The sequence below is a fragment of the Pseudoalteromonas sp. M8 genome, assembly GCF_018141365.1.
Taxonomy (GTDB): domain Bacteria; phylum Pseudomonadota; class Gammaproteobacteria; order Enterobacterales; family Alteromonadaceae; genus Pseudoalteromonas.
In genome coordinates, this window is sequence record NZ_CP047239.1 from 644,358 (window position 1) to 664,258 (window position 19,901).

21 protein-coding genes are annotated in these 19,901 nt (G+C 40.1%); 12 read left to right on the forward strand and 9 right to left on the reverse strand.

Annotation, left to right across the window (positions count from 1 at the left end; genetic code table 11):
* Positions 1-27: 27 nt before the first annotated feature.
* From GSF13_RS02550 to GSF13_RS02560, 3 genes are all read right to left on the reverse strand, one after another.
* On the reverse strand, positions 28-249 hold the full coding sequence (locus GSF13_RS02550) for an EF-hand domain-containing protein (protein WP_211865946.1): 222 nt from the start codon (positions 247-249) through the stop codon (positions 28-30).
* Between the two features lie 65 nt (positions 250-314).
* Positions 315-536 (reverse strand): calmodulin, encoded by a 222-nt coding sequence (locus GSF13_RS02555; RefSeq protein ID WP_010604274.1) that lies wholly within the window; start codon positions 534-536, stop codon positions 315-317.
* 43 nt (positions 537-579) lie between these two features.
* Positions 580-801, reverse strand: a complete 222-nt coding sequence (locus GSF13_RS02560) for an EF-hand domain-containing protein (protein ID WP_010369619.1) — start codon at positions 799-801, stop codon at positions 580-582.
* A gap of 373 nt (positions 802-1,174) precedes the next feature.
* Between GSF13_RS02560 and GSF13_RS02565 the strand changes: the two genes are divergently transcribed.
* The 7 genes from GSF13_RS02565 to GSF13_RS02595 all read left to right on the forward strand — a co-directional run bounded on the left by GSF13_RS02565 (position 1,175) and on the right by GSF13_RS02595 (position 11,121).
* Positions 1,175-2,545: a sensor histidine kinase gene (locus GSF13_RS02565; protein WP_174169422.1), complete on the forward strand. Its 1,371-nt coding sequence runs from the start codon at positions 1,175-1,177 to the stop codon at positions 2,543-2,545.
* A complete protein-coding gene (locus tag GSF13_RS02570) occupies positions 2,542-3,078 on the forward strand; it encodes a hypothetical protein (protein ID WP_010604276.1) in 537 nt (178 codons plus the stop codon). Before GSF13_RS02565 ends, GSF13_RS02570 begins: the two co-directional genes overlap by 4 nt.
* Positions 3,075-4,403 carry a sigma-54 dependent transcriptional regulator gene (locus tag GSF13_RS02575; protein WP_102058495.1) on the forward strand — a complete coding sequence of 443 codons (1,329 nt, stop codon included), beginning with the start codon at positions 3,075-3,077 and terminating at the stop codon, positions 4,401-4,403. The genes GSF13_RS02570 and GSF13_RS02575 overlap by 4 nt, the downstream gene beginning before the upstream one ends.
* Positions 4,404-4,586: 183 nt before the next feature.
* Entirely contained in the window at positions 4,587-6,539 is a 1,953-nt protein-coding gene (locus GSF13_RS02580) for a methyl-accepting chemotaxis protein (RefSeq protein ID WP_211865000.1), read from the forward strand.
* 129 nt (positions 6,540-6,668) lie between these two features.
* Positions 6,669-8,837 carry a S9 family peptidase gene (locus tag GSF13_RS02585; RefSeq protein WP_211865002.1) on the forward strand — a complete coding sequence of 723 codons (2,169 nt, stop codon included), beginning with the start codon at positions 6,669-6,671 and terminating at the stop codon, positions 8,835-8,837.
* 534 nt (positions 8,838-9,371) lie between these two features.
* Positions 9,372-10,169, forward strand: a complete 798-nt coding sequence (locus GSF13_RS02590) for a transporter substrate-binding domain-containing protein (protein WP_102058492.1) — start codon at positions 9,372-9,374, stop codon at positions 10,167-10,169.
* Positions 10,170-10,245: 76 nt separating this feature from the next.
* A complete protein-coding gene (locus GSF13_RS02595; RefSeq protein ID WP_211865004.1) occupies positions 10,246-11,121 on the forward strand; it encodes an MBL fold metallo-hydrolase in 876 nt (291 codons plus the stop codon).
* A gap of 75 nt (positions 11,122-11,196) precedes the next feature.
* Here GSF13_RS02595 and GSF13_RS02600 read toward each other — a convergent pair whose 3' ends face one another.
* Entirely contained in the window at positions 11,197-11,430 is a 234-nt protein-coding gene (locus tag GSF13_RS02600; RefSeq protein ID WP_010604282.1) for a hypothetical protein, read from the reverse strand.
* Between the two features lie 334 nt (positions 11,431-11,764).
* Here GSF13_RS02600 and GSF13_RS02605 point away from each other — a divergent pair, with 334 nt between their 5' ends.
* The 5 genes from GSF13_RS02605 (at position 11,765) to GSF13_RS02625 (ending at position 14,725) form a co-directional block, all read left to right on the forward strand.
* Positions 11,765-12,022, forward strand: coding sequence for a helix-turn-helix transcriptional regulator (locus tag GSF13_RS02605; RefSeq protein ID WP_217448608.1), 258 nt, complete (start codon positions 11,765-11,767; stop codon positions 12,020-12,022).
* Between the two features lie 141 nt (positions 12,023-12,163).
* Positions 12,164-12,973: a hypothetical protein gene (locus GSF13_RS02610; protein WP_211865006.1), complete on the forward strand. Its 810-nt coding sequence runs from the start codon at positions 12,164-12,166 to the stop codon at positions 12,971-12,973.
* Positions 12,974-13,092: 119 nt separating this feature from the next.
* Positions 13,093-13,668, forward strand: a complete 576-nt coding sequence (locus GSF13_RS02615; RefSeq protein ID WP_158299159.1) for a hypothetical protein — start codon at positions 13,093-13,095, stop codon at positions 13,666-13,668.
* 34 nt (positions 13,669-13,702) lie between these two features.
* Positions 13,703-13,957, forward strand: a complete 255-nt coding sequence (locus GSF13_RS02620) for a hypothetical protein (protein WP_211865991.1) — start codon at positions 13,703-13,705, stop codon at positions 13,955-13,957.
* A 186-nt stretch (positions 13,958-14,143) separates the two neighbouring features.
* Positions 14,144-14,725, forward strand: a complete 582-nt coding sequence (locus GSF13_RS02625) for a hypothetical protein (protein WP_211865008.1) — start codon at positions 14,144-14,146, stop codon at positions 14,723-14,725.
* A gap of 47 nt (positions 14,726-14,772) precedes the next feature.
* On the opposite strand, the gene GSF13_RS02630 is transcribed toward GSF13_RS02625, so the two are convergent.
* From GSF13_RS02630 to GSF13_RS02650, 5 genes are all read right to left on the reverse strand, one after another.
* Positions 14,773-15,732 carry a hypothetical protein gene (locus GSF13_RS02630; RefSeq protein WP_211865009.1) on the reverse strand — a complete coding sequence of 320 codons (960 nt, stop codon included), beginning with the start codon at positions 15,730-15,732 and terminating at the stop codon, positions 14,773-14,775.
* A gap of 32 nt (positions 15,733-15,764) precedes the next feature.
* Entirely contained in the window at positions 15,765-16,736 is a 972-nt protein-coding gene (locus GSF13_RS02635) for a hypothetical protein (protein ID WP_211865010.1), read from the reverse strand.
* A gap of 20 nt (positions 16,737-16,756) precedes the next feature.
* Positions 16,757-17,719, reverse strand: a complete 963-nt coding sequence (locus GSF13_RS02640) for a hypothetical protein (protein ID WP_211865012.1) — start codon at positions 17,717-17,719, stop codon at positions 16,757-16,759.
* A 222-nt stretch (positions 17,720-17,941) separates the two neighbouring features.
* The gene (locus GSF13_RS02645) at positions 17,942-18,910 is read right to left on the reverse strand and encodes a hypothetical protein (protein WP_211865013.1); all 969 of its coding nucleotides are present in this window, start codon (positions 18,908-18,910) and stop codon (positions 17,942-17,944) included.
* A 32-nt stretch (positions 18,911-18,942) separates the two neighbouring features.
* Positions 18,943-19,860 carry a hypothetical protein gene (locus GSF13_RS02650; RefSeq protein ID WP_211865015.1) on the reverse strand — a complete coding sequence of 306 codons (918 nt, stop codon included), beginning with the start codon at positions 19,858-19,860 and terminating at the stop codon, positions 18,943-18,945.
* Positions 19,861-19,901: the final 41 nt, after the last annotated feature.

The following is a 19,901-nucleotide window of genomic DNA, read 5'->3' on the forward strand; positions in this document are numbered from 1 at the left end:
CGTTTTATAAAATTGGAGGGCTATTGATTAGCCTTTAAAATTTGCGAATTCTGATTCACTTAACTCGCCGTCAGCGTTACCGTCTAGCTGAGTAAATTGCTCAACAAGATTGGGATTTACTTTCGCTTCGCTCATGCTGATTGTGCCACTACCATCGGCATCGTATTTGGCGAAGTCGTCACCAGCTATCGCATTAACTGATGCCATTGATAGACCCGCTAGGGAAACTGCTACGAATAGATTTTTCATCATATTCTCCTTAAAATTTAGTCTTGGCGGAGAGTCCGAAGACTCACCGATACCAAACTTTCAAATTAGCCTTCAAAGTGCTCGTACTCTGACTCGCTTAGCTCGCCGTTACCGTCAACATCAAGTGTCTTGAATTGCTCAGCTAACTTAGGGTTAACCTGCGCCTCACTCATGCTGATCGTGCCGCTGCCATCTGTGTCGTACTTTTCGAAGTCATCCATCGCCATTGCCGATGCTGAAACTAATGTCATACCTGTAATTGAAAGTGCTGCTAGTAAATTTTTCATGATCTTCTCCTAAACGATTAAAGTGATGCGATAACTGGGCGAATTAACCTTCGTAGTTATCAAATTCTGCTTGGCTTAGTTGACCGTCTTGGTCAGCGTCGAGCTCGTTGAATTGAGCAAGAAGGCCTTCATCTGCTTTTGCTTCTTCAATAGAGATGTAACCGTCACCATTCATGTCTAATTTGTCGAAATCCGTGTTTGCGTGTGCACCTACTGATGCCAAAGTCATTACTGCTGCTGATACTGCGATTGCTAAATTTTTCATCGTGCTTTCCTCGTAAGATTAAAAACTAAATTCTGTGTTAAACATTTTGCTGTTAAAGCTAAAACTGATTTTGCATTTGTTTTTGCGTTTCGTTTTTCGCTTTCGAGATAACTATTCCAACTTTGATGCCAACATTGAAAAAATACCGTTTATCAATGAGTTAAGTTAAATCACTTAAAAAGATTAAGGTTGGATTAAGGCTGACTGTTGCTAAATGGCAACAGTTAAAAAAGCGAAAAATAAAAAGTCTTTATTTTTCTTGAAGTTAGATTGTCGCAGCTTTGCAACAGGTAAATTTTTGGGTAGAAAATTTTGCAAATCTCGCAACACCATTTGATTGAAATTTGTGCACCCTTTTAAAGGATTTAGCATCGTGAAAAAAATTTTTTCTCAGTCATTACAAAAACAGGCACTTATTGCCATGTTTATTGGTGTGCTTCCAATACTCACATTGACTTTGTGGTACGCCCAGGCACTGTCCAAAAACCAACAAAAAACACAGGATATTTATAATAAAAATCAAAAACTTATTCTTGAATACAACTTTGTGAAAGCAGATATCAGTGCGCTTGAAAAAGCACTGCAAAATAATCAGCTGCTGCAAAGTGAAACACTGCAAGAAAGCATCGAGCAGAAGTGGCAAAATACCAAAAAACGCATTCAATTATTAAAAATAAATCTACCCGACTCGCTGTTTGTTGCTAAATGGCGACAATTCGCGCCAGATGAAATCAATGCCACTTCAAAAGCTGAAGAGTTCCAACAATTGGTTAAGGTGCTTAATCAATTCGAGGAAAGCTTTCAACAAACACTTAATAAGCGCTTATCAGATCAAGAATCCCATTTCGTGCAGCTGCAAACATGGTTTATGTTTGGTCTCGTTATCTTGCTACCCACCCTTATCGTGATCAGCATCTTTTTGATCAACCGGATTTGTCAGCAACTTAATCAGGTAGAATCTGCGGTATCTGAGGTAGGTAAAGGTAATTTTGATAAGTCGGTTGAACTCTCTGGCAGTCATGAATTGCAGCAATTGGGTGACAGGCTAAATTGGTTAAGGCTCGAACTTAAGCGTATTCAACAACAAAAAGAAACCTTCTTGCGCCATGTTACTCATGAGCTTAAAACCCCTTTAGCATCGCTAAACGAAGGAAGCAGCTTATTAAATAGTGGATTGCTAGGAGATGTTAATCCAAAACAACAACGTATTCTCATCATTATGGAAAACTCTGTTGCAAAGCTTGGCTCATTGATCGATGATTTGCTCAGCTATAGTGCAGCCAGTCACCCAGATAGTCTACATCACGACGCCGAAATGAATCTTATCCAAGAGGAAGTCTCTAAGCATCTTGGCGATAAGCTAGGAAAGACTGATGTGATAGTGAACTGGCAAAATCATGATGAGCTAAAAGTGCCTTATCTTCCGTGCAAATTAGTGTTAACTCAGTTAGTGAGCAATGCCATCGATCATGCTAAAAGCAATGTCACTATTTCAATTGAAGAGCAAAATGGTGATGTATTGTTGATAGTCCGTGACGATGGTGATGGCATCGACGTCAATGAGGCCGATTCATTATTCCAACCGTTTGTTCGTGGTGAGAAAAATAAAAATAATAATGGCAGTGGCTTAGGTTTAGCCATTGTCTCTGAGTGTGTGAAGCAATTAAAAGGCGATGTGAAATGGCTATCAGTAGAATCTGGCGCCAGTATTCAAGTCGCCTTTCCAAAAAGGGATCCAAAATGAAATACATCGCATTAAGTATCACGCTATTTTTGCTCAGTGGTTGTGCCACAACAGAGCAAAAGGTCGAGCAAACAAAGCAGTTTATTGGCCCTGTAAAAACAGAAACCAGCGCTAAATTTGTGCCTTTAGCTGAGGTGATCAAAGCCTTAGTCAGCCAGTGCGCTAAAAAACATAACGTGACATTTAACGATTACTATAAAGGTGCGCTGCACTTACAAGGCTTTATTCACACCTATTGCGGTACAGACTCAACAACCAAGCAACTTAAAGCCATTGAAGAAGTAAAACTACAAGATTACTGGCCAGAAGATTACAACATTTGGTTTGAGTCGTTAGCTTGGCATACCCAAAGCCTTCGTGAGCAAAAAATCAGTAATTATTACTCTGACAATAAGGCGCAACAGCACCAAGAGCAATTGTTACAAACCCAAAAGCAGCTTGCCGAGCTGAAACAAAAGCTTGCCGACATAGAAAAACAACGTTTAGAAACCGATCTTTCTGAAAACCCATCACTTGAGGAGGATTCACTATGAGTCAAACACAACAGGGCGCAAAGTTACTTTTAGTGGATGACGATACATCTTTAACCGAGCTACTGGCCATGCGTTTAGAAAGCCACGGCTACGACGTTGAAGTAGCTCATCGCGGTACGCAAGCGTTAAATATCCTCAAGCAAATGCCTATCGACTTGGTCATCACCGACTTGAAAATGGCGCACATGAACGGCTTTGAACTTAATGAGCAAATAAAGAAGTATTATACCGGCATGCCCGTTGTGATGATGACCGCTCACGGCTCTATTCCTGACGCTGTTGACGCCATGCAGCAAGGCTTTGTGAGCTTTTTAACCAAACCCATTGACTCTCAGCAAATGCTCGATGTCATCAATGAGGCGCTTGCAGGAAAAGTAAGAACCGCACAAACTTCGGATCCAAATAACTTCCATGGATTGTTATTCCAAAGTGCCGCAATGCGTCAATTGGTACAGCAAATTCAGGCGCTAGCCAGCAGCAACGCAAACATTCTTATCCAAGGCGAGAGCGGTACCGGTAAAGAAGTGACAGCAAAAGCAATCCATTTGGCCAGTAACCAAGCGCAGGGCCCATTTATTGCAATTAACTGTGGCGCAATGCCCGCTCACCTGTTGGAGTCTGAACTATTCGGCCATAAAAAAGGCGCGTTTACCGGCGCGGTGAGCGACAAAGAAGGCTTAGTACAAGCAGCAGATGGTGGCACCCTATTCCTCGACGAAATTGGTGATATGCCGCTTGATTTGCAAGTTAAGCTACTGCGTGTTTTACAAGAACGCACCGTTCGCCCTGTGGGCGGCCAAACCGAGCACAAGGTCAATGTTCGTTTTGTCTCTGCAAGCCATAAGAACATTCAAAGCGCCGTTGCCGAAAAGCAATTTCGTGAAGATTTATACTATCGCTTAAACGTGGTATCTGTTGAAATCCCAAGCTTAAGAGAGCGATTGGAAGATATTCCACTACTTGCATCACGCTTCTTAAGTGCACTTAGCGATGGCGAAAAGCAATTTAACCAACAAAGTATTACGCATTTGTTGAATTATCATTGGCCGGGTAACATCCGTCAGCTCCATAATATCGTAGAGCACTGTGTTGCTATTACTCCGGGTAAAATGATCACTGAAGATATCGTACAAAAAGCCCTGCCTAAGGATAAAGAGCAGAATGCGTTTACGGGGTTAAATGAAGCAAAACGCCAATTTGAGTATGACTACATCCAAAAAGTACTGGCGCTTTGCGAAGGGAATGTATCGGAAGCTGCAAAACTTGCGCAACGTAATCGCTCTGATTTTTACAAATTACTTAAAAAACATGAGATCCAATGCTAAACCTATTAGAGGGGTAAAATTAGTTTTAATTTCTGAAGCGCGTTGATTGGTCAAATTTACCACTGCAAAGTGTTTATAATACGGATTTGAACGAGCCACACCCGTGGCTCAGATTTTGCCCTGAGAATATGCGCTCCTCCTAGGAGCATAATAAAAACACTCGGATAGTTAAGGGTTGTCTGTATGAAAATGCGCAAAAAGCTCATTATTAGCTTTGTTCTCACTGTGATCATTCCTATTTTAGCGATTTCTGTGGTCAGCATTTCTCAGACCAAAAGTGACTCTCTCGATAAATTTCTTGATGCTTCCGGCAATGAGATACGGCAAGCCGAACAGTCTTTTGTACTGTTTTTTGAGCAGATGAAGAAAAATGCACGCTTCCTCGCCGAGTCTAAGGCCGTGCAGCAAGTAAGCCAAGATACCACTACTTATTTTGGTGCAGAGAAGCCCATGACCCCGCTACAAAACGGTCAAACAGAAGCCAATATTTTTGAGCTTTACCGCGCATTTGGGCAAACCCATGAAGAATTACTGTTTGTGTATCTTGGCACTGGTTCCGGTGGTTTTATTCAGTATCCTGCAGAGCCCCTTGGCGATTACGATCCAAGAAAACGCCCTTGGTATCAAAATGCTTCAAAAGATCCAAGCAAAGTTATCCTTACCGAGCCTTATCAAGGGGTAACGGGGCAAGCCATGGTCTCGGTTGCCACAGGTATAAAGCATGATGGCAAAGTGATTGGCGTGCAATCATTAGATGTAACACTCGCTACACTGACCGATATTGTTAGCAATATTCGTCTTGGGGAGTCTGGGTATTTAATCCTCCTTGATGCCGACGGCACTGTACTTGCCGATCCTAAAAATAAAAATAACAACTTTAAACACATTAAAGATCTCACTAGCCCACTCTACGAGGCTATACGAAGCGCCACAAACGAACCCTACCTTACCATTGAAACTGATAACAAAACCTATGACGCTAAGATTTATCGCTCCGACACCCTTGGCTGGCAATTTATCGCGGTGATTGATGAAGATGAAATCTTGGCTTCAGCTTACGATATGACGATTAGTATCACTATTATCGCGTTCATCATGGTAATTCTGTTTATTATCATTGCAATAACGCTTGCCAATAAGATAGTTGAACCTATTGAAATGGTGTCTGAAGGCTTAAAAGAGATAGCACAAGGTGAAGGCAATCTTTCTAAACGTTTAAAAGTCGTCACCCATGATGAAATTGGGGAGCTGGCCGCGTGGTTCAATAAATTTTTGGACTCAATTAACTCGCTCGTAAAAGATATTCAAAGCAATGCCTCGACATTGAATGATGCTGCGTTAGGATCACAAAAAAGTATCAACGACATCCGTAATCAATGCCATACGCAGGCCGAAGACTCCGCCAGCGCGACTACGACTACCGAAACCGTGGAGCAGCTTGCCACCGAAATTAGTGAAAGCTGCAGTCATACTTTAGAGGATGTCGTCACTGCGGACGATCACGCTCAGCGTGGTAACAGCACAATAGAAAGTACCGTATCGCAGGTTGCGAGGCTTAATCATTCGTTGGCTGAGTCCGCCAACGCCATGAACCAACTCGAAAGTGAAAGCCAAGATATCACTAATATTTTAGGGGTGATCCGTTCTATCGCAGAGCAAACTAATCTTTTGGCATTAAATGCAGCGATTGAGGCTGCCCGTGCAGGTGAACAAGGTCGGGGCTTTGCAGTGGTTGCTGATGAGGTAAGAACGCTTGCGCAGCGCTCACATGACGCCACACAGGAAATAGAGCAAGTGTTAACCAACCTCATCGCACAAACGAGGACGGTATCGGCCCAAATGACGTCGAGCGTAGGCGAGTCTGAGACAGCTATCAAACAATCACAAAGCGCTCAGCAAGCGTTTACTGATATCGCTCAGGCAGTGTCGAGAATTAAAACTTCGGTTTCAAATATAGCGTCACAAGCCTCATTACAAGGAGAAAATGCAGGCCACACTAGACGTTTGATTGACTCGGTGGATGTTTCCGTACGACAAGTCGGAGAAGAAACGGCAGCATTAAACGCAGGTGCTGACCAATTAGTTAGCTTAGCCAAAGACTTAGAGCGTTTGGTTGGCCGCTTTGATATTAATTAAGTCGCTTACGTTTCGAATGGCTAAACCCAGTCTCTACAATTGTTATAAAATATCGTCTCAATTAGTTGTCCTTATAATAAGAACTAGATAGACTCGATGGATGGATTGATTTATTACAGAAGAATAAAAATGAAGAAATTTAAATTTACATTAGTAGCAGCATCTTTGGTTGCTGTACTTGGTTGTCAAGAAGCGCCATCTCAAAACGCAACATCTGACGTTAAAGCAGAACAGTCCGCAGCCGTTGTGGCGCCAGTTGCAGAAAAGATCCCACACAAGACGACCATTCACGGTCAAGAACTTGTCGATAATTATCACTGGCTACGAGACGATACTAGAAGCGATGAAAAGGTGCTGTCACACTTAACCAAAGAAAATGCCTATACCGACAGCAAGCTCGTAAACACAGAGCAACTACAACAAACCTTATTTGAAGAAATAAAGAACAAAGTGGTTAAAGATGACCGCAGCGTGCCGGTACTAAACGGCAGTTATTATTATTTTAGTGCCACTGAGGGTGACAAAGAATACTTCACTTATTACCGCAGTGAACACAAAGATGGTAAAAATGCGGAAGCTATCTTTGATGCGAATATCCGCGCTGAAGGTCAAAACTACTACGGTGTCGGTGGTATTTCCGTTTCAACCAACGAAAATCTATTAGCTTTTGCTGAAGATACAGTAAGTCGTCGAATTTATACTATCCGAATCAAAGATTTAACAACAGGTAAGTTACTGGACGATACAATCGAAGGTGCGTCAGGCCCTATCGTTTGGGCGAACGATAACAAGACCATCTATTACATCAAAAAAGATCCGGTTACTTTGCTCGGTTATCAAGTATTCCGTCATACTCTAGGCACAGCGCAAAGCACAGATGAACTGATTTACGAAGAAAAAGATAACAGCTATTACACCTATATCTCAAAGAGTAAAGACAAGAGCAAAATATACATTCACCATTCCAGCACCGAGGCATCAGGTGTATCTTTACTAGACGCAGATAATGCAAAAGCAACTCCTGAGCGCTTTATTCCAAGAGAAAGTGGTCATGAATATAGCATTGCTAAACTTGGCGACTGGTACTATATCCACACCAACAAAGGTGCCGTAAACTTTAAGCTGATGCGCGTTAAAGCCAGTGATGCAAGTGATATTTCAAAATGGCAAACCGTTGTACCGCACAATGCCGATGCAAAACTAGATAGCTTTGAGCTATTTAATCAGCACCTTGTTTACGAAACGCGTGAAAATGGCCTTAGCCAAATCACCGTATTAAATTTAGATAATAACGAAAGCAAGCGTTTAACCTTTAACGACCCGGCTTACGCAGTATATTTAACTGGTAATGCAAATTTAGACGCAGGCGCAGTAAGAATTGGTTATCAGAGTATGACGACCCCGGCTTCTGTGTATGATGTCGACCTTGCTAGTTTAGACAAAACACTATTAAAGCAAGACAAAGTATTGGGTGACTTTGCACCTGAAAACTACCAATCTGAACGTATTTTTGTCACCGCACGTGACGGCATAAAAGTACCAGTTTCAATTGTTTATCGTAAAGATAAGTTTAAGCAAGATGGTTCTAACCCGCTACTACAATACGGTTATGGTTCATACGGTTCTAATGTTGAGCCAACTTTCTCTATAAGCCGTTTAAGCCTTTTAGATCGTGGTTTTGTCTATGCTATTGCGCATATTCGTGGTTCAGAAACGCTTGGCCGTCCTTGGTACGATAACGGCAAAAAATTAAATAAAAAGAACACCTTTAACGACTTTGTTGATGTCACAAAAGCACTCGTTGAGCAAAAATATGGTGATGCTTCACGTATTTATGCCAGAGGTGGCAGCGCAGGTGGCCTATTAATGGGTGCAGTCATTAACCAAGCGCCGGAACTATATGATGGTGTACACGCAGCTGTACCATTTGTTGACGTGATCAATACCATGCTGGACGAAACGCTACCGCTGACCACAAATGAGTACGACGAATGGGGCAACCCAAATGAGAAGACGTATTTTGATTACATGCTGTCTTACTCACCTTACGATCAAGTTAAAGCCCAAGCATATCCAAACCTGCTTGTAACCACGGGTTTGCATGATTCTCAGGTGCAGTACTTCGAGCCTGCGAAATGGGTCGCTAAGCTACGCGAATACAAAACAGATGATAATCTACTGCTGCTAAAAACTGATATGGAAGCCGGCCACGGTGGTGCGTCTGGTCGCTTTAAGCGTATCCACGATGTCGCATTAAGTTATAGTTTCTTTATCGCACTCGCTGAAAATAAACTGTAGTCATCGGTCGTATCATACAAGGGGGCTTCAGCCTCCTTTGACTACCTCTTGCTAAACTATTCAACTAACTTTCTTTAGTACACATCTGCCCTAAAAAGATCTAAATAACCTGAGGTTTGGATAAGGAATGTTCCAACTCATTGTTGCTAAAGCATAACTTAGTTTTTTCCTTGTCTAGCCAGAGAGTTTTAGGGAAAACACCGCTTCCGCGTCCTGCTCTCGCTAAGGTACCTACATCCTGTAGGCAAGGCGAATTTACGCACCAATAGCTGGCTATTGGAAGTGAATTCAACGCAGTTAGCGCTAAAACTGGCTGCTAGAAAGGCATTAATTATCCGCAGCTCAGGTTAAATATACTTTAGCAGTGTCAATACCTAAGTACTTCAATCAAGCAACAATGAAGCATATTAAATAAGTAAATATTAGGCATTTATAGCCTAAGCTCTCCATAACACAAGTTTAGTACCTTCACCTAACAAACTCGCTATTTGTTGGCTATATTTAAAAAATGACTACTACGTACATAAGTGAAAAATGAATTTATTTCGCTTGGTTTTTATTTGCTGCTGTATTTTTCTGCCGCTCTTATCTAACGCCGTTCCCCATAAACCTGAATACTCAGCACCTATCAAGGTAACCATTTTGGTCGACGATGCTTATCCGCCTTATAGTTATCAAATTAACGGCGAGCTTTATGGCATCTATGTCGATATTGTAAAGCAAGCAGCGCGTTTGCTGAGTCATGAATATCAAGTTAACTTGCAAGCGGTACCATGGAAGCGAGGCGTTTCCTCAATGGCATCCGGCGAAGCAATGGCATTAATGCCACCTTATATTCATATCAAAAAACGCCCCTATATCTGGCCGTATTCCATTCCCCTTCAAGAAGAGGTGGTGGTTGCCTTTTGCAATCAAGGGATCACCTTAAAGCACTTGCCTCATGTAAAACCAGAAAGAGTACTTAATATTGGCATTAATGCCGGTTATATCATCTTAGATGAAAGCCTAATGGAAGCGCAAAAACAAGGACTTATTCAACTTTGGGAAAACAAAAGCACACGTTCAAATATCGAAAAGCTCGCACGTGGGCGCGTTGATTGTTACGTCAATGATCGACTTTCCACTTTACTTGGTATTAATAAAATGTCGCAGATAACACCAAGTTTAAACACCAGTAATATTGTTGAAGATAAAATAGTAATGCGTCGCACTGCCCACATTGGGTACTTGAAAGGGTTTGAAGAAAAATATCCATTTAAACAAGATTTTATCCTAAAGATGGATGCTGCATTGAGGCAGGTAATAGACAACGCAGCAGCGGCAGACGAATGAATCTGCACGCATGATAAAACACCTTAAGCCACTGCTTTATAGAAATAAACAAAAAATAGAACAAAAAGGATGGATCATGATTAAATTAGTAAGAAATTCATTCACTGCGATCGCGCTTGGATTGATAAACATTTCAAACGCACAAGCTGATGACGTTGAGTTTAAGTTGCAAGAGGTTGCAAGGGGCCTTCATGTGCTATTTGGGCAAGGCGGTAATATTGCCATAAGTTCGGGCTCAGATGGCGTTTATATCGTCGATGATCAGTTCGCTAAACTCAGTGAACAAATTAAAGCAAAAATCAAAACAATCCAACCCAATGCACCTGAGTTTGTTATTAATACCCATCATCATGGCGACCATACAGGAGGCAACGAAAATTTCGCACAAGCGGGCAGCCATGTTATCGCGCATCACAATGTATACAAGCGGTTAGAACAAAAACATGGTAACGGTTCTGACTACTTGCCAACCTTGACATTTGGCAGTGATATGAAGCTCCACTTTAACCAAGAGCATGCTCACTTGTGGCATTATCATCACGCCCATACCGATGGCGATGCAGTGATCTTTTTTGACCGAGCAAATGCCGTACATATGGGCGATATCTATTTTAATTTAGGCAGCTTACCTTTTGTCGATGTCGACAGCGGCGGCTCCTTAAACGGGATAATTGCAGCAGTACAAGATGTGATAGAGAAAATAGGCGACAAGACCACCGTCATACCGGGCCATGGCCCTGTAACAGATAAACAAAATTTACAAGATTATCTGGCACTATTACAAAAAGCGAAAACGATTATGCTAGATGCAATGAAAAATAATACAAGCTTGGAAGAAGTTGTAGCCGCGCGTCCGCTACAAATACTTAATCTTAACTATGCTAATTGGCTACCAGAAGAGCGCGTTACCACTTTATTTTATCGCAGTTTGAAATCGCCCCCAGTAAAATAAACTGCTAACCTATTTTAAAAAAGGGGATGCCAGTAATGCACATCCCCTCCACCGAAAATACTTGGCTTAAAAACACTACTCCATCGTTGGTGCACTGGCATAAACAAGGTCGACTAAATTACTCATTGTTTTAGACTTTTGCATATATGCTTTCTCCATATAGGCAAGCTCTTGTAGCTCAAATAGTGTGGTCTCCACTAACGCTAACCATTTAGCCGTGGACTCTGGCACATCTGAGCCTTGCTTACTTGCTTTTTTTAACGCCTCATAATAAATATTAAGATCGTTATACTGACGTAAGTAATCCATATAATAATCCTTTGTCACCAACCGATATTCTATAAAGCTGAGCTTATCAAAAACTTCGCCTGAAAATTCTGTCGAACAAAAAAATTCACAACAAAAATTTAAATAAACACCATCATTCAATAACTTACATTTTAATAAAATCATTTTAGCAACATAAAAACAAAACAAGCTTGCAAATTTGGTACATGCGGTTACAATCCAAATTTTACAAAATAGAAACAGTAACGGCGTTAAAATTTAACTTTCGCATATCCGCGAGCCCGAGTGAAAAAGGATTAAGTGAGTGGGCAGAACCCGATTTAAGTGTACAGGTGATGATCTTCGAAGACTGCGCATGTCGGCTGATAAAACCACCCAGCAGATGGCTGACTTAGTAGGGATCCGGCGACAAACCTATGAAGAATATGAAAAAGGTATTCGGAAATTTTCATTCGAGTACTTTTTAGAATGGAGTACATACTGTGGTATGGATGTTAATCCAATTACAGACTACTTTATGGACCTACGCACAAAGATGCAAGACGTAAAGCTCTGGCGAGAAAGCCCTTCTCCTGCAAAAAAACGCAAAAACCGAAAAGGTCAGGAAGATTAGTGTGTTAACATCCACCTTTTAATACAACATCTTTAGTTTCACTTGTTTACAAAATAAGCAACAAGTTATTCTCATTTTTGATGTTTCGCGATAGAGTAGTGCTAACCAAAACACCGAAAATAATCCTGAAGGGAAATCAACATGCAGCTATTCAAAAATGTGACAGCAGGCATACTAACCTTTTGCTTTATCACGATAAAACAACTTGTGAGTAAAATAAAACAAGGCACTCGCGTGCGCTTACTTAATCACGCTAGTCGTAACAAACAAAGCGCTGTAGCAACTCAGTGCCATCGCAACGGTAATACTATGGCGGAGTCACAACTGTACCGAATAGTGGGTGGTTCGGGTTTAGACCATTATAAAGATCCACGAGGTGAGCGGATTAACAATGCAACTCCCTTAATACTTAATGCACAAGAGCAGCACAAAGTTAGCGGTGGCTCTGGTATGGACCGATACGATGATCCACGCGGAGTTGAAAAAAACGGTGAATTAATCCGCAGCAAAACAGCTCCAGCATTGACTCAACATACTTTAAATGCCACACAGCTGGCGAAAATTGTAGGGGGAAGCACTGGTGCACTGATAAAGGATCCAAGAGCGGAGCAAAAACAATCTGGATCGGCAGAACTAATCTGCGGTAAAACAGCTCCAGCATTGACTCAACATACTTTAAATGCCACACAACTGGTAAAAATTGTAGGTGGGAGTACTGGTGCACTGTTTAAAGACCCTAGAACTGAGGGAGAACAAGTCGCATCAGCGACTTCAACCAACCGAGCTACCAGTCCATTTGTGTATGGTGCGGAGTTAAATGCCGCACAGCTAGCAAAAATTGTGGGGGGAAGTACTGGCGCGCAAGTAAAAGATCCTAGAGCAGAGGGGGAAAATGTTGAAATGTATAACTCGTATCGCACTACGCCAACAGCTCTCACAACACAGGTTTAATGATGAATATCTCAAACTATTTTTTACTTTTTTTGGTCGTATTTTCAATTCTTCTATCATACGTTCACATTAAGTTTGTCGACCATATTCACTTTGCAATCATTGGAGTTTTGCTGCTTGTGACATTGCTCATTAAGTATCAAGAAAACATGAAGCATTTGGTTGCACTAATTTCGACAACTCTCCTTATTGAATATTACACATTCTCGACTTTTTCCGCGACTCTGGAAACAGGCGAACAACCATATCAGGTAAATAGCCTAATATATCTATCAGCTCTCATTCTAGATCTTATCGTTTTTTACATTCTTAAATACCGAGTTCGATTTTCGCTTCAATTTGTTAAACGTTTTCAACCAAAGAAATGGCAATACATTTACACCACTCATGCAGATATCCTTTTATATGGTGTCTACTTAGCTTTTATCGTGGTGGATTTACTTGTTTTAGGTGAGCACTTACTGAGAAATATGGATTATATCTTTGGCGTCTCAGAGGCAACGGCTAAGCCCTTCTGGAGCTGGAATTGGGTTTACAAAAGTTACCCCTACGCAAAAAGTATTCTACTTTCTTGTGTTGTAACTATCTTACTCGCCACCATTTTTGTAGAAAATCAACGGCCCGAACAGGAAGACGATGATGAAGATGACAGCGATGAGGTAATACATAAAACAGATCAACAACAAAAGCCGTAATGGCTTTTGTTGTTAGGTATCTAGTTATCATCTATTGCCAGCGTTAAGCCCAAACCCCTCGTTCACCGTTACAACGGAGCATGGCGAACTCATTTTTCAGTTACAAACGGCTGAGAATATTACCGGTGGTCTACATAGCAAGTATGAACTTGATCTTGCGTCTTATTTTATCGCATTGAAAAACAAAGATAAGCCAGCCATTGATTACAATATTGCCTATCAAGTCCATGAGCTTCTATTAACGACATTGCCATATTTAACACTGGAGACTGGCTGGCCGTATCGCTGACCAACAACACTCGTAGTTTTGATGAGCTTTTTATCTTTAACAAATCTAGCCAACACATACTGCATATTGGTGGGCAATTTGATAGTTTAGAAACTAAAACACTATTAGCTCAGTTCCGTTTACTATGACTGAATGATATAAAAACTATTAAAAATACAATAATTACAAAATAAACAAGGATTTACTATGCGATACCTTACAGCAATAGGGACTATTTTATTAGCTGCTTACTCTATCTATTTGAATACGGTAATCTCAGACTTAGAGCTTGAGCGAGATAATTTGGAAGAGCGTATCGCTGCTCTCTCCAGCAACATTAAGGCTTCCGACAATGTAAAGCCCCACCTAGAAGAAGTAGCTATCAGCAAGCCAAAGCCTACTGGTAAGTTTGCAGATGAGAATAGCACTAACCAATATACTGAAATTAAAACACCTAAAGAAAGTGACGAAAGAACAATCACGCCTTCAAAAGATAAAGGGTTTAACGAGCAATCTGTAGACGAAACCTGGGCATTCGAATTTTCCGATCAAATTCATTATTTTTTCATGGAAAACGAAATCCTAAACAAGCTGCGCGTAACTAATATTGATTGCCGTGAAACGGCCTGTAGAGTGGATATATATATCAATAAAGACGAACCAATCGAAACCGCAGCGGCTGTTGGTGAAATATTTGGGAGTGATGAACGCTGGCAAGATCACCCCTTCTATTTTAATTCAACGCCCGAAGATGGGGTGATCCGGGTCGAGATCAACAGGTACAAGTAGTTAAAGGCTCGATAAAAGCATCAGAAGTTAAAAGCTATCCACAACACCTATTCCGGATAGCAAAATACTAGCTGTAACATTATCATGGTGAACATACCTCTTGGCTTGGGTGGCCGTTTGGGATCAGGGGTCCATACTTCCCACGGTTTTGTAATTTCTGGTTGAACTTTGCCCTCAGACCAGTCAAACTTTAAAGCCTCCTGAAATATTTGCTCCTCAATTTCTCTTTGCTGTTCAAGGCTGAATTGTGTCCAAAAGCCTTTTGGTCGACCATTGCTTTCATCAAAAGACTTAGTGATTGGATCCAACTCTCGATACAACTCGTACTCCGGTGTATCAGGTAAAGGTTTATCTTGCTGCATATGCCTAACAATCGACTCCCACTCCATAAAACATCGTACTGGGTTTGATGTATCACCAGAGGCATTTATTGTAAGTTTTGCATTAGGGTAAAGATCTAAATTTTTATGTCTAATTTCAATAAACGCTTTCATAATACCTAAAACAGCAAATTCATTTTTAGTGTGACATTCAATGTCTTTCCAATCGAATGTTGGATTACCAAATCGATCAAATTCACTAGCGTTTTCTATCTTCCACGTAAAGCTGACTTTTTGATCTTTGCGGTCAAAATAAGCTCCTTTAAACTTGACACGATCATATGTTAAGCCTAAAAAATTAACCGCTATAAAGGAGTATATTGGAATTATCAATAGGATCGGCCAGTAGAAACTTCCGTCAGTAAAAATAACAACAAGAAAGTTCAAAAGTAGCAAGACCCAAATAGCAAAGGAAATACCGCATGGTAAATAAAATAGAAAAAAGGTTGTGCTACTAGGCTTTTCTTCATAAAAGTAGCGTTCATTAGTATTTAAATACACATCCAATTTTGGAGTGTAAAACTTTCTATAAACTGCCAAACCATGCCTATTTTTACTTAGCCCACCTTTAAAGCTATTTTCACAAAAAAACCGATTAAAGAAACTATTTTTCTGAAGTGTGTTCACTATTTTCCTCCCTGAAAAAGCTGTAGCAACCGTTATGGTAACCCTGTTAGAATCTGTATTAACGCGACTTTTATAAAGCTTTGCTTTTTATTGACCTGCTCTTGAGTCAGATCTGGTTTCCACTTTAACCAAGGCTTTACAATTTCCTCACGTTCAGGGCCGTAAGTGAAGTTAAAATCTGCAGCGTCTTCTTCATAAAGTCGTTTTAATCGACTCTGCTCTCCCAAACTAAACCCAGCCCAAAAAAGCTTTGGTCGATTGTTTTGCTTATCAAACTCCCTCGTCAAATCATCTTTGCTTCTATCAAGCTCATAAATAGGAATATCTGGTAATGGTTTAGTATTATCCATATGTCGGATAATCAACTCCCACCTTAAATGACAGTACATAGCTGAGTTTTGTATTCCCACAACATCCATACAAAGGTTTACCTTTGGGTATTTATCACGATCTTTGTGCACTAAACGGACAAAAAAACGTGGGACTCCCATATCGCCAATTTGCTCAAAAATTTCCGCTTCTATATCCAGCCATGGAAAACACTGATTGCCAAACTCATCCAGCTCGTCTGAGCCAACATCAAAACTAAAACTAACGGTTTGTTTAACTCTATCGAAGTAGGCGTATCTACGTTCAATTTTATTTAAAAATAGTGGGTAAACATTTAAGAAAAAGAGAGAAAAAAATAAATTAGTGAAGAAAAGTTGAAGGAAGCTTTCAAAGTACTCTTTTCTAGAAACCTCAAAAGAAAAGATGTTAAATATCAAGGTGAATGCGAGATATCCCCAAAGAGTGAGACACAACGCAAGAGGAAGAAAATCAAAAAACTTCCTCCCATCATTTTCTTTTAAAACAATATGATACCGCCACTTTTCAGATTCTACTTTTGAATATACCTTATCATGCTCAGGGTTACTAAAAAAAGCCAAGCCATTGTTTTCATTGTTAGAAGAGAACCTAAAGTCGAAAGTCCTAAAAAAACCATTATAACGTGTACTTCTCATACTAATATCATCACCAGCTTTTACATTGGTTTTGCCGTAAATAATTGCATGGCGATTAGTAAGAACTCACGCTTCAAACCTTCACCCTCTCCTTTTTTACCATCTGGTTTCCAGTGCTTCCACGGCTCTTTCATCTCCGGCAGTGGCTTTTTAGGAAACTCCTCATTAAGCTCGTAGATTGGTTCATATATTTTATTCGCTATCTCTAACTGCTGTTCGAGTGACATCTCGCTCCAATAGCTCGCAGGTCTTCCTATCACTTTATCATGCTCCGCTGTAACTGGATCTAGATGCCTAAACCCCTCATATTCTGGCGATTCAGGAAGTGGTTTACTTTTATCCATAAAGCGGCGGATATCTTCAAATAACATAAGGCATTCTATCGGCGTCCTTCCATTTTCATTTACGATGGCGGTAATTTTGGCTTTTGGGAACTTCTGTCCATCTTTATGGCTGATTATTGGTGCGTATGTCATTGCACCATATTCATTGGTATAAACACGTTGATAGCGTAAGTTTATCTCTGAGTAATCAAAGCAACAATTCCCGAACTCATCTCGCTCAGTACAATGAGGTATATCCAAAGTAAATGATACTTTTTGATTTACTCTGTCGAAGTAGACGCATTTTTCTCCAACGAAAGTAGACAAATATGGAGTAAGATTAACCAATACTAAATTTATCACCATTAGTAGCGCTATTAGCTGCAAATGGTAAGCTTGAAGCTCTCCCGAAAAGAGAGCGACGAGCATTGTACCTACAAATATAATCATACATGTTAATGAGATAAGAAAAGGGCTTAATAGTACCACTCTAACAAGCGAGTTACCGCTAGTGCAGGTTTTAAAACGATGCGGCTTATTAAATCGCTTACCACTGATACCCGTTATCATATCTGCTGTAAAGCACACTCCAGCTCTTTTTTTATAAAACCCAAAAGTATTAACATTTAAGTAGTAATTGTAATGAAAAGAATCAAGCATAAATCTCCTTATACTTTTAATCCCTTAATGCCCTTATATTTTTAATTCTTTAATATCCTTATATTTTTAATTTTTTAATATCCTTATATTTTTAATTCCTTAATTTTCTTAACTTTTTAGTCAACAAAGAACCACTTATTATGATTAATTCCTACCATACATCCATACGATTAATTTGGCAGTCATTGGCATCAAGTCTGAAGCCAGTTATAACTATAAACCCTATTCCGGATAGCAAAGTACTAGCTGTAACATTATCATGGTGAACATACCTCTTGGCTTGGGTGGCCGTTTGGGGTCAGGGGTCCATACTTCCCACGGTTTTGTAATTTCTGGTTGAACTTTGCCCTCAGACCAGTCAAACTTTAAAGCCTCCTGAAATATTTGCTCCTCAATTTCTCTTTGCTGTTCAAGGCTGAATTGTGTCCAAAAGCCTTTTGGTCGACCATTGCTTTCATCAAAAGACTTAGTGGTTGGATCCAACTCTCGATACAACTCGTACTCCGGTGTATCAGGTAAAGGTTTATCTTGCTGCATATGCCTAACAATCGACTCCCATTCCAAAAAGCATCGTACTGGGTTTGATGTATCTCCATTAACTGATAATGTCAATTTCGCATTTGGGTAACGTTCTACATCTTTATGCCTGATTTCAATAAACGCTTTCATCAAACCTAAAGCACCTAGCTCATTTTTAATTATGCACTCTATGTCATCCCAATCAAATATTGGATTGCCAAACTCATCAAGCTCTTCAAGCTCTTCAGCATTTCCTATTTTCCATGTAAAACTTACTTTTTGCTCTATACGGTCAAAATAAGCGCCTCTAATAGGCATTCGGTCATAGAACAGCCCCAATAAGTTAACCACGAAGAAAGAATATATAGGAATTAGACAGACAATATACCACGTAAAATCCTCTTCAGAAAATAATGCAACAAGTGAATTAAGAACAAGGATAAACCAAAAATAAAAAGACAACCCTCCTGGTATACACAGTAAAAAGAAAAGAATATCATCACCCTTTGCTTTATATAAATACCTAGAATTTAACTTGAAGAAAACTTCACTCTTAGGAGCGTAAAACTTTTTATAAAACGCTAGCCCACACCGCTCTCTATTCACCCCACCTTTAAAGCTATGCTCGCTAAAAAATCGATTAAAGAAACTATTTTTCTGAAGTATGTTCACTATTTTCCTCCCTGAAAAAGCTGTAGCAACCGTTATGGTAACCCTGTTAGAATCTGTATTAACGCGACTTTTATAAAGCTTTGCTTTTTATTGACCTGCTCTTGAGTCAGATCTGGTTTCCACTTTAACCAAGGCTTTACAATTTCCTCACGTTCAGGGCCGTAAGTGAAGTTAAAATCTGCAGCGTCTTCTTCATAAAGTCGTTTTAATCGACTCTGCTCTCCCAAACTAAACCCAGCCCAAAAAAGCTTTGGTCGATTGTTTTGCTTATCAAACTCCCTCGTCAAATCATCTTTGCTTCTATCAAGCTCATAAATAGGAATATCTGGTAATGGTTTAGTATTATCCATATGTCGGATAATCAACTCCCACCTTAAATGACAGTACATAGCTGAGTTTTGTATTCCCACAACATCCATACAAAGGTTTACCTTTGGGTATTTATCACGATCTTTGTGCACTAAACGGACAAAAAAACGTGGGACTCCCATATCGCCAATTTGCTCAAAAATTTCCGCTTCTATATCCAGCCATGGAAAACACTGATTGCCAAACTCATCCAGCTCGTCTGAGCCAACATCAAAACTAAAACTAACGGTTTGTTTAACTCTATCGAAGTAGGCATATTTATGCCCCAACATTCTCAAAAAGTATGGATAAATATTCAGTAAAAAAAGCGAAATAACTAAGTTAAATAAAAATCGCCCAGAAAAAAGTTCAATTAACCCTTCATTAGTGATATCTTCCGAAAAAAAATACAACACAATATTAAATAACAAGAGAAACCATAGTCCACCGCATAAACCTAGAGGTAAAAACATCAAAAACCGTTTAAACCCCCCTTCATCTAACACTAAGTGAAATCGCCACATTTCCCGCTGGATCGTTTGAAAAATCTTTCCATCAGTTTCATCATTAAGTAAGGCTACTCCCTTTTCTTTCGGCCCCATAAGGTACAGTATATTACACTCTTTAAAAAAACCATTATATC

Bases quoted from the DNA above. Each gene is read 5' to 3' on its own strand.
- GSF13_RS02550 (WP_211865946.1), bottom strand. From the start codon at position 249: ATGAAAAATCTATTCGTAGCAGTTTCCCTAGCGGGTCTATCAATGGCA.
- GSF13_RS02555 (WP_010604274.1), bottom strand. From the start codon at position 536: ATGAAAAATTTACTAGCAGCACTTTCAATTACAGGTATGACATTAGTT.
- GSF13_RS02560 (WP_010369619.1), bottom strand. From the start codon at position 801: ATGAAAAATTTAGCAATCGCAGTATCAGCAGCAGTAATGACTTTGGCA.
- GSF13_RS02570 (WP_010604276.1), top strand. From the start codon at position 2,542: ATGAAATACATCGCATTAAGTATCACGCTATTTTTGCTCAGTGGTTGT.
- GSF13_RS02575 (WP_102058495.1), top strand. From the start codon at position 3,075: ATGAGTCAAACACAACAGGGCGCAAAGTTACTTTTAGTGGATGACGAT.
- GSF13_RS02580 (WP_211865000.1), top strand. From the start codon at position 4,587: ATGAAAATGCGCAAAAAGCTCATTATTAGCTTTGTTCTCACTGTGATC.
- GSF13_RS02585 (WP_211865002.1), top strand. From the start codon at position 6,669: ATGAAGAAATTTAAATTTACATTAGTAGCAGCATCTTTGGTTGCTGTA.
- GSF13_RS02590 (WP_102058492.1), top strand. From the start codon at position 9,372: ATGAATTTATTTCGCTTGGTTTTTATTTGCTGCTGTATTTTTCTGCCG.
- GSF13_RS02595 (WP_211865004.1), top strand. From the start codon at position 10,246: ATGATTAAATTAGTAAGAAATTCATTCACTGCGATCGCGCTTGGATTG.
- GSF13_RS02600 (WP_010604282.1), bottom strand. From the start codon at position 11,430: ATGGATTACTTACGTCAGTATAACGATCTTAATATTTATTATGAGGCG.
- GSF13_RS02605 (WP_217448608.1), top strand. From the start codon at position 11,765: ATGTCGGCTGATAAAACCACCCAGCAGATGGCTGACTTAGTAGGGATC.
- GSF13_RS02610 (WP_211865006.1), top strand. From the start codon at position 12,164: ATGCAGCTATTCAAAAATGTGACAGCAGGCATACTAACCTTTTGCTTT.
- GSF13_RS02625 (WP_211865008.1), top strand. From the start codon at position 14,144: ATGCGATACCTTACAGCAATAGGGACTATTTTATTAGCTGCTTACTCT.
- GSF13_RS02635 (WP_211865010.1), bottom strand. From the start codon at position 16,736: ATGAGAAGTACACGTTATAATGGTTTTTTTAGGACTTTCGACTTTAGG.
- GSF13_RS02640 (WP_211865012.1), bottom strand. From the start codon at position 17,719: ATGCTTGATTCTTTTCATTACAATTACTACTTAAATGTTAATACTTTT.
- GSF13_RS02650 (WP_211865015.1), bottom strand. From the start codon at position 19,860: ATGGGGCCGAAAGAAAAGGGAGTAGCCTTACTTAATGATGAAACTGAT.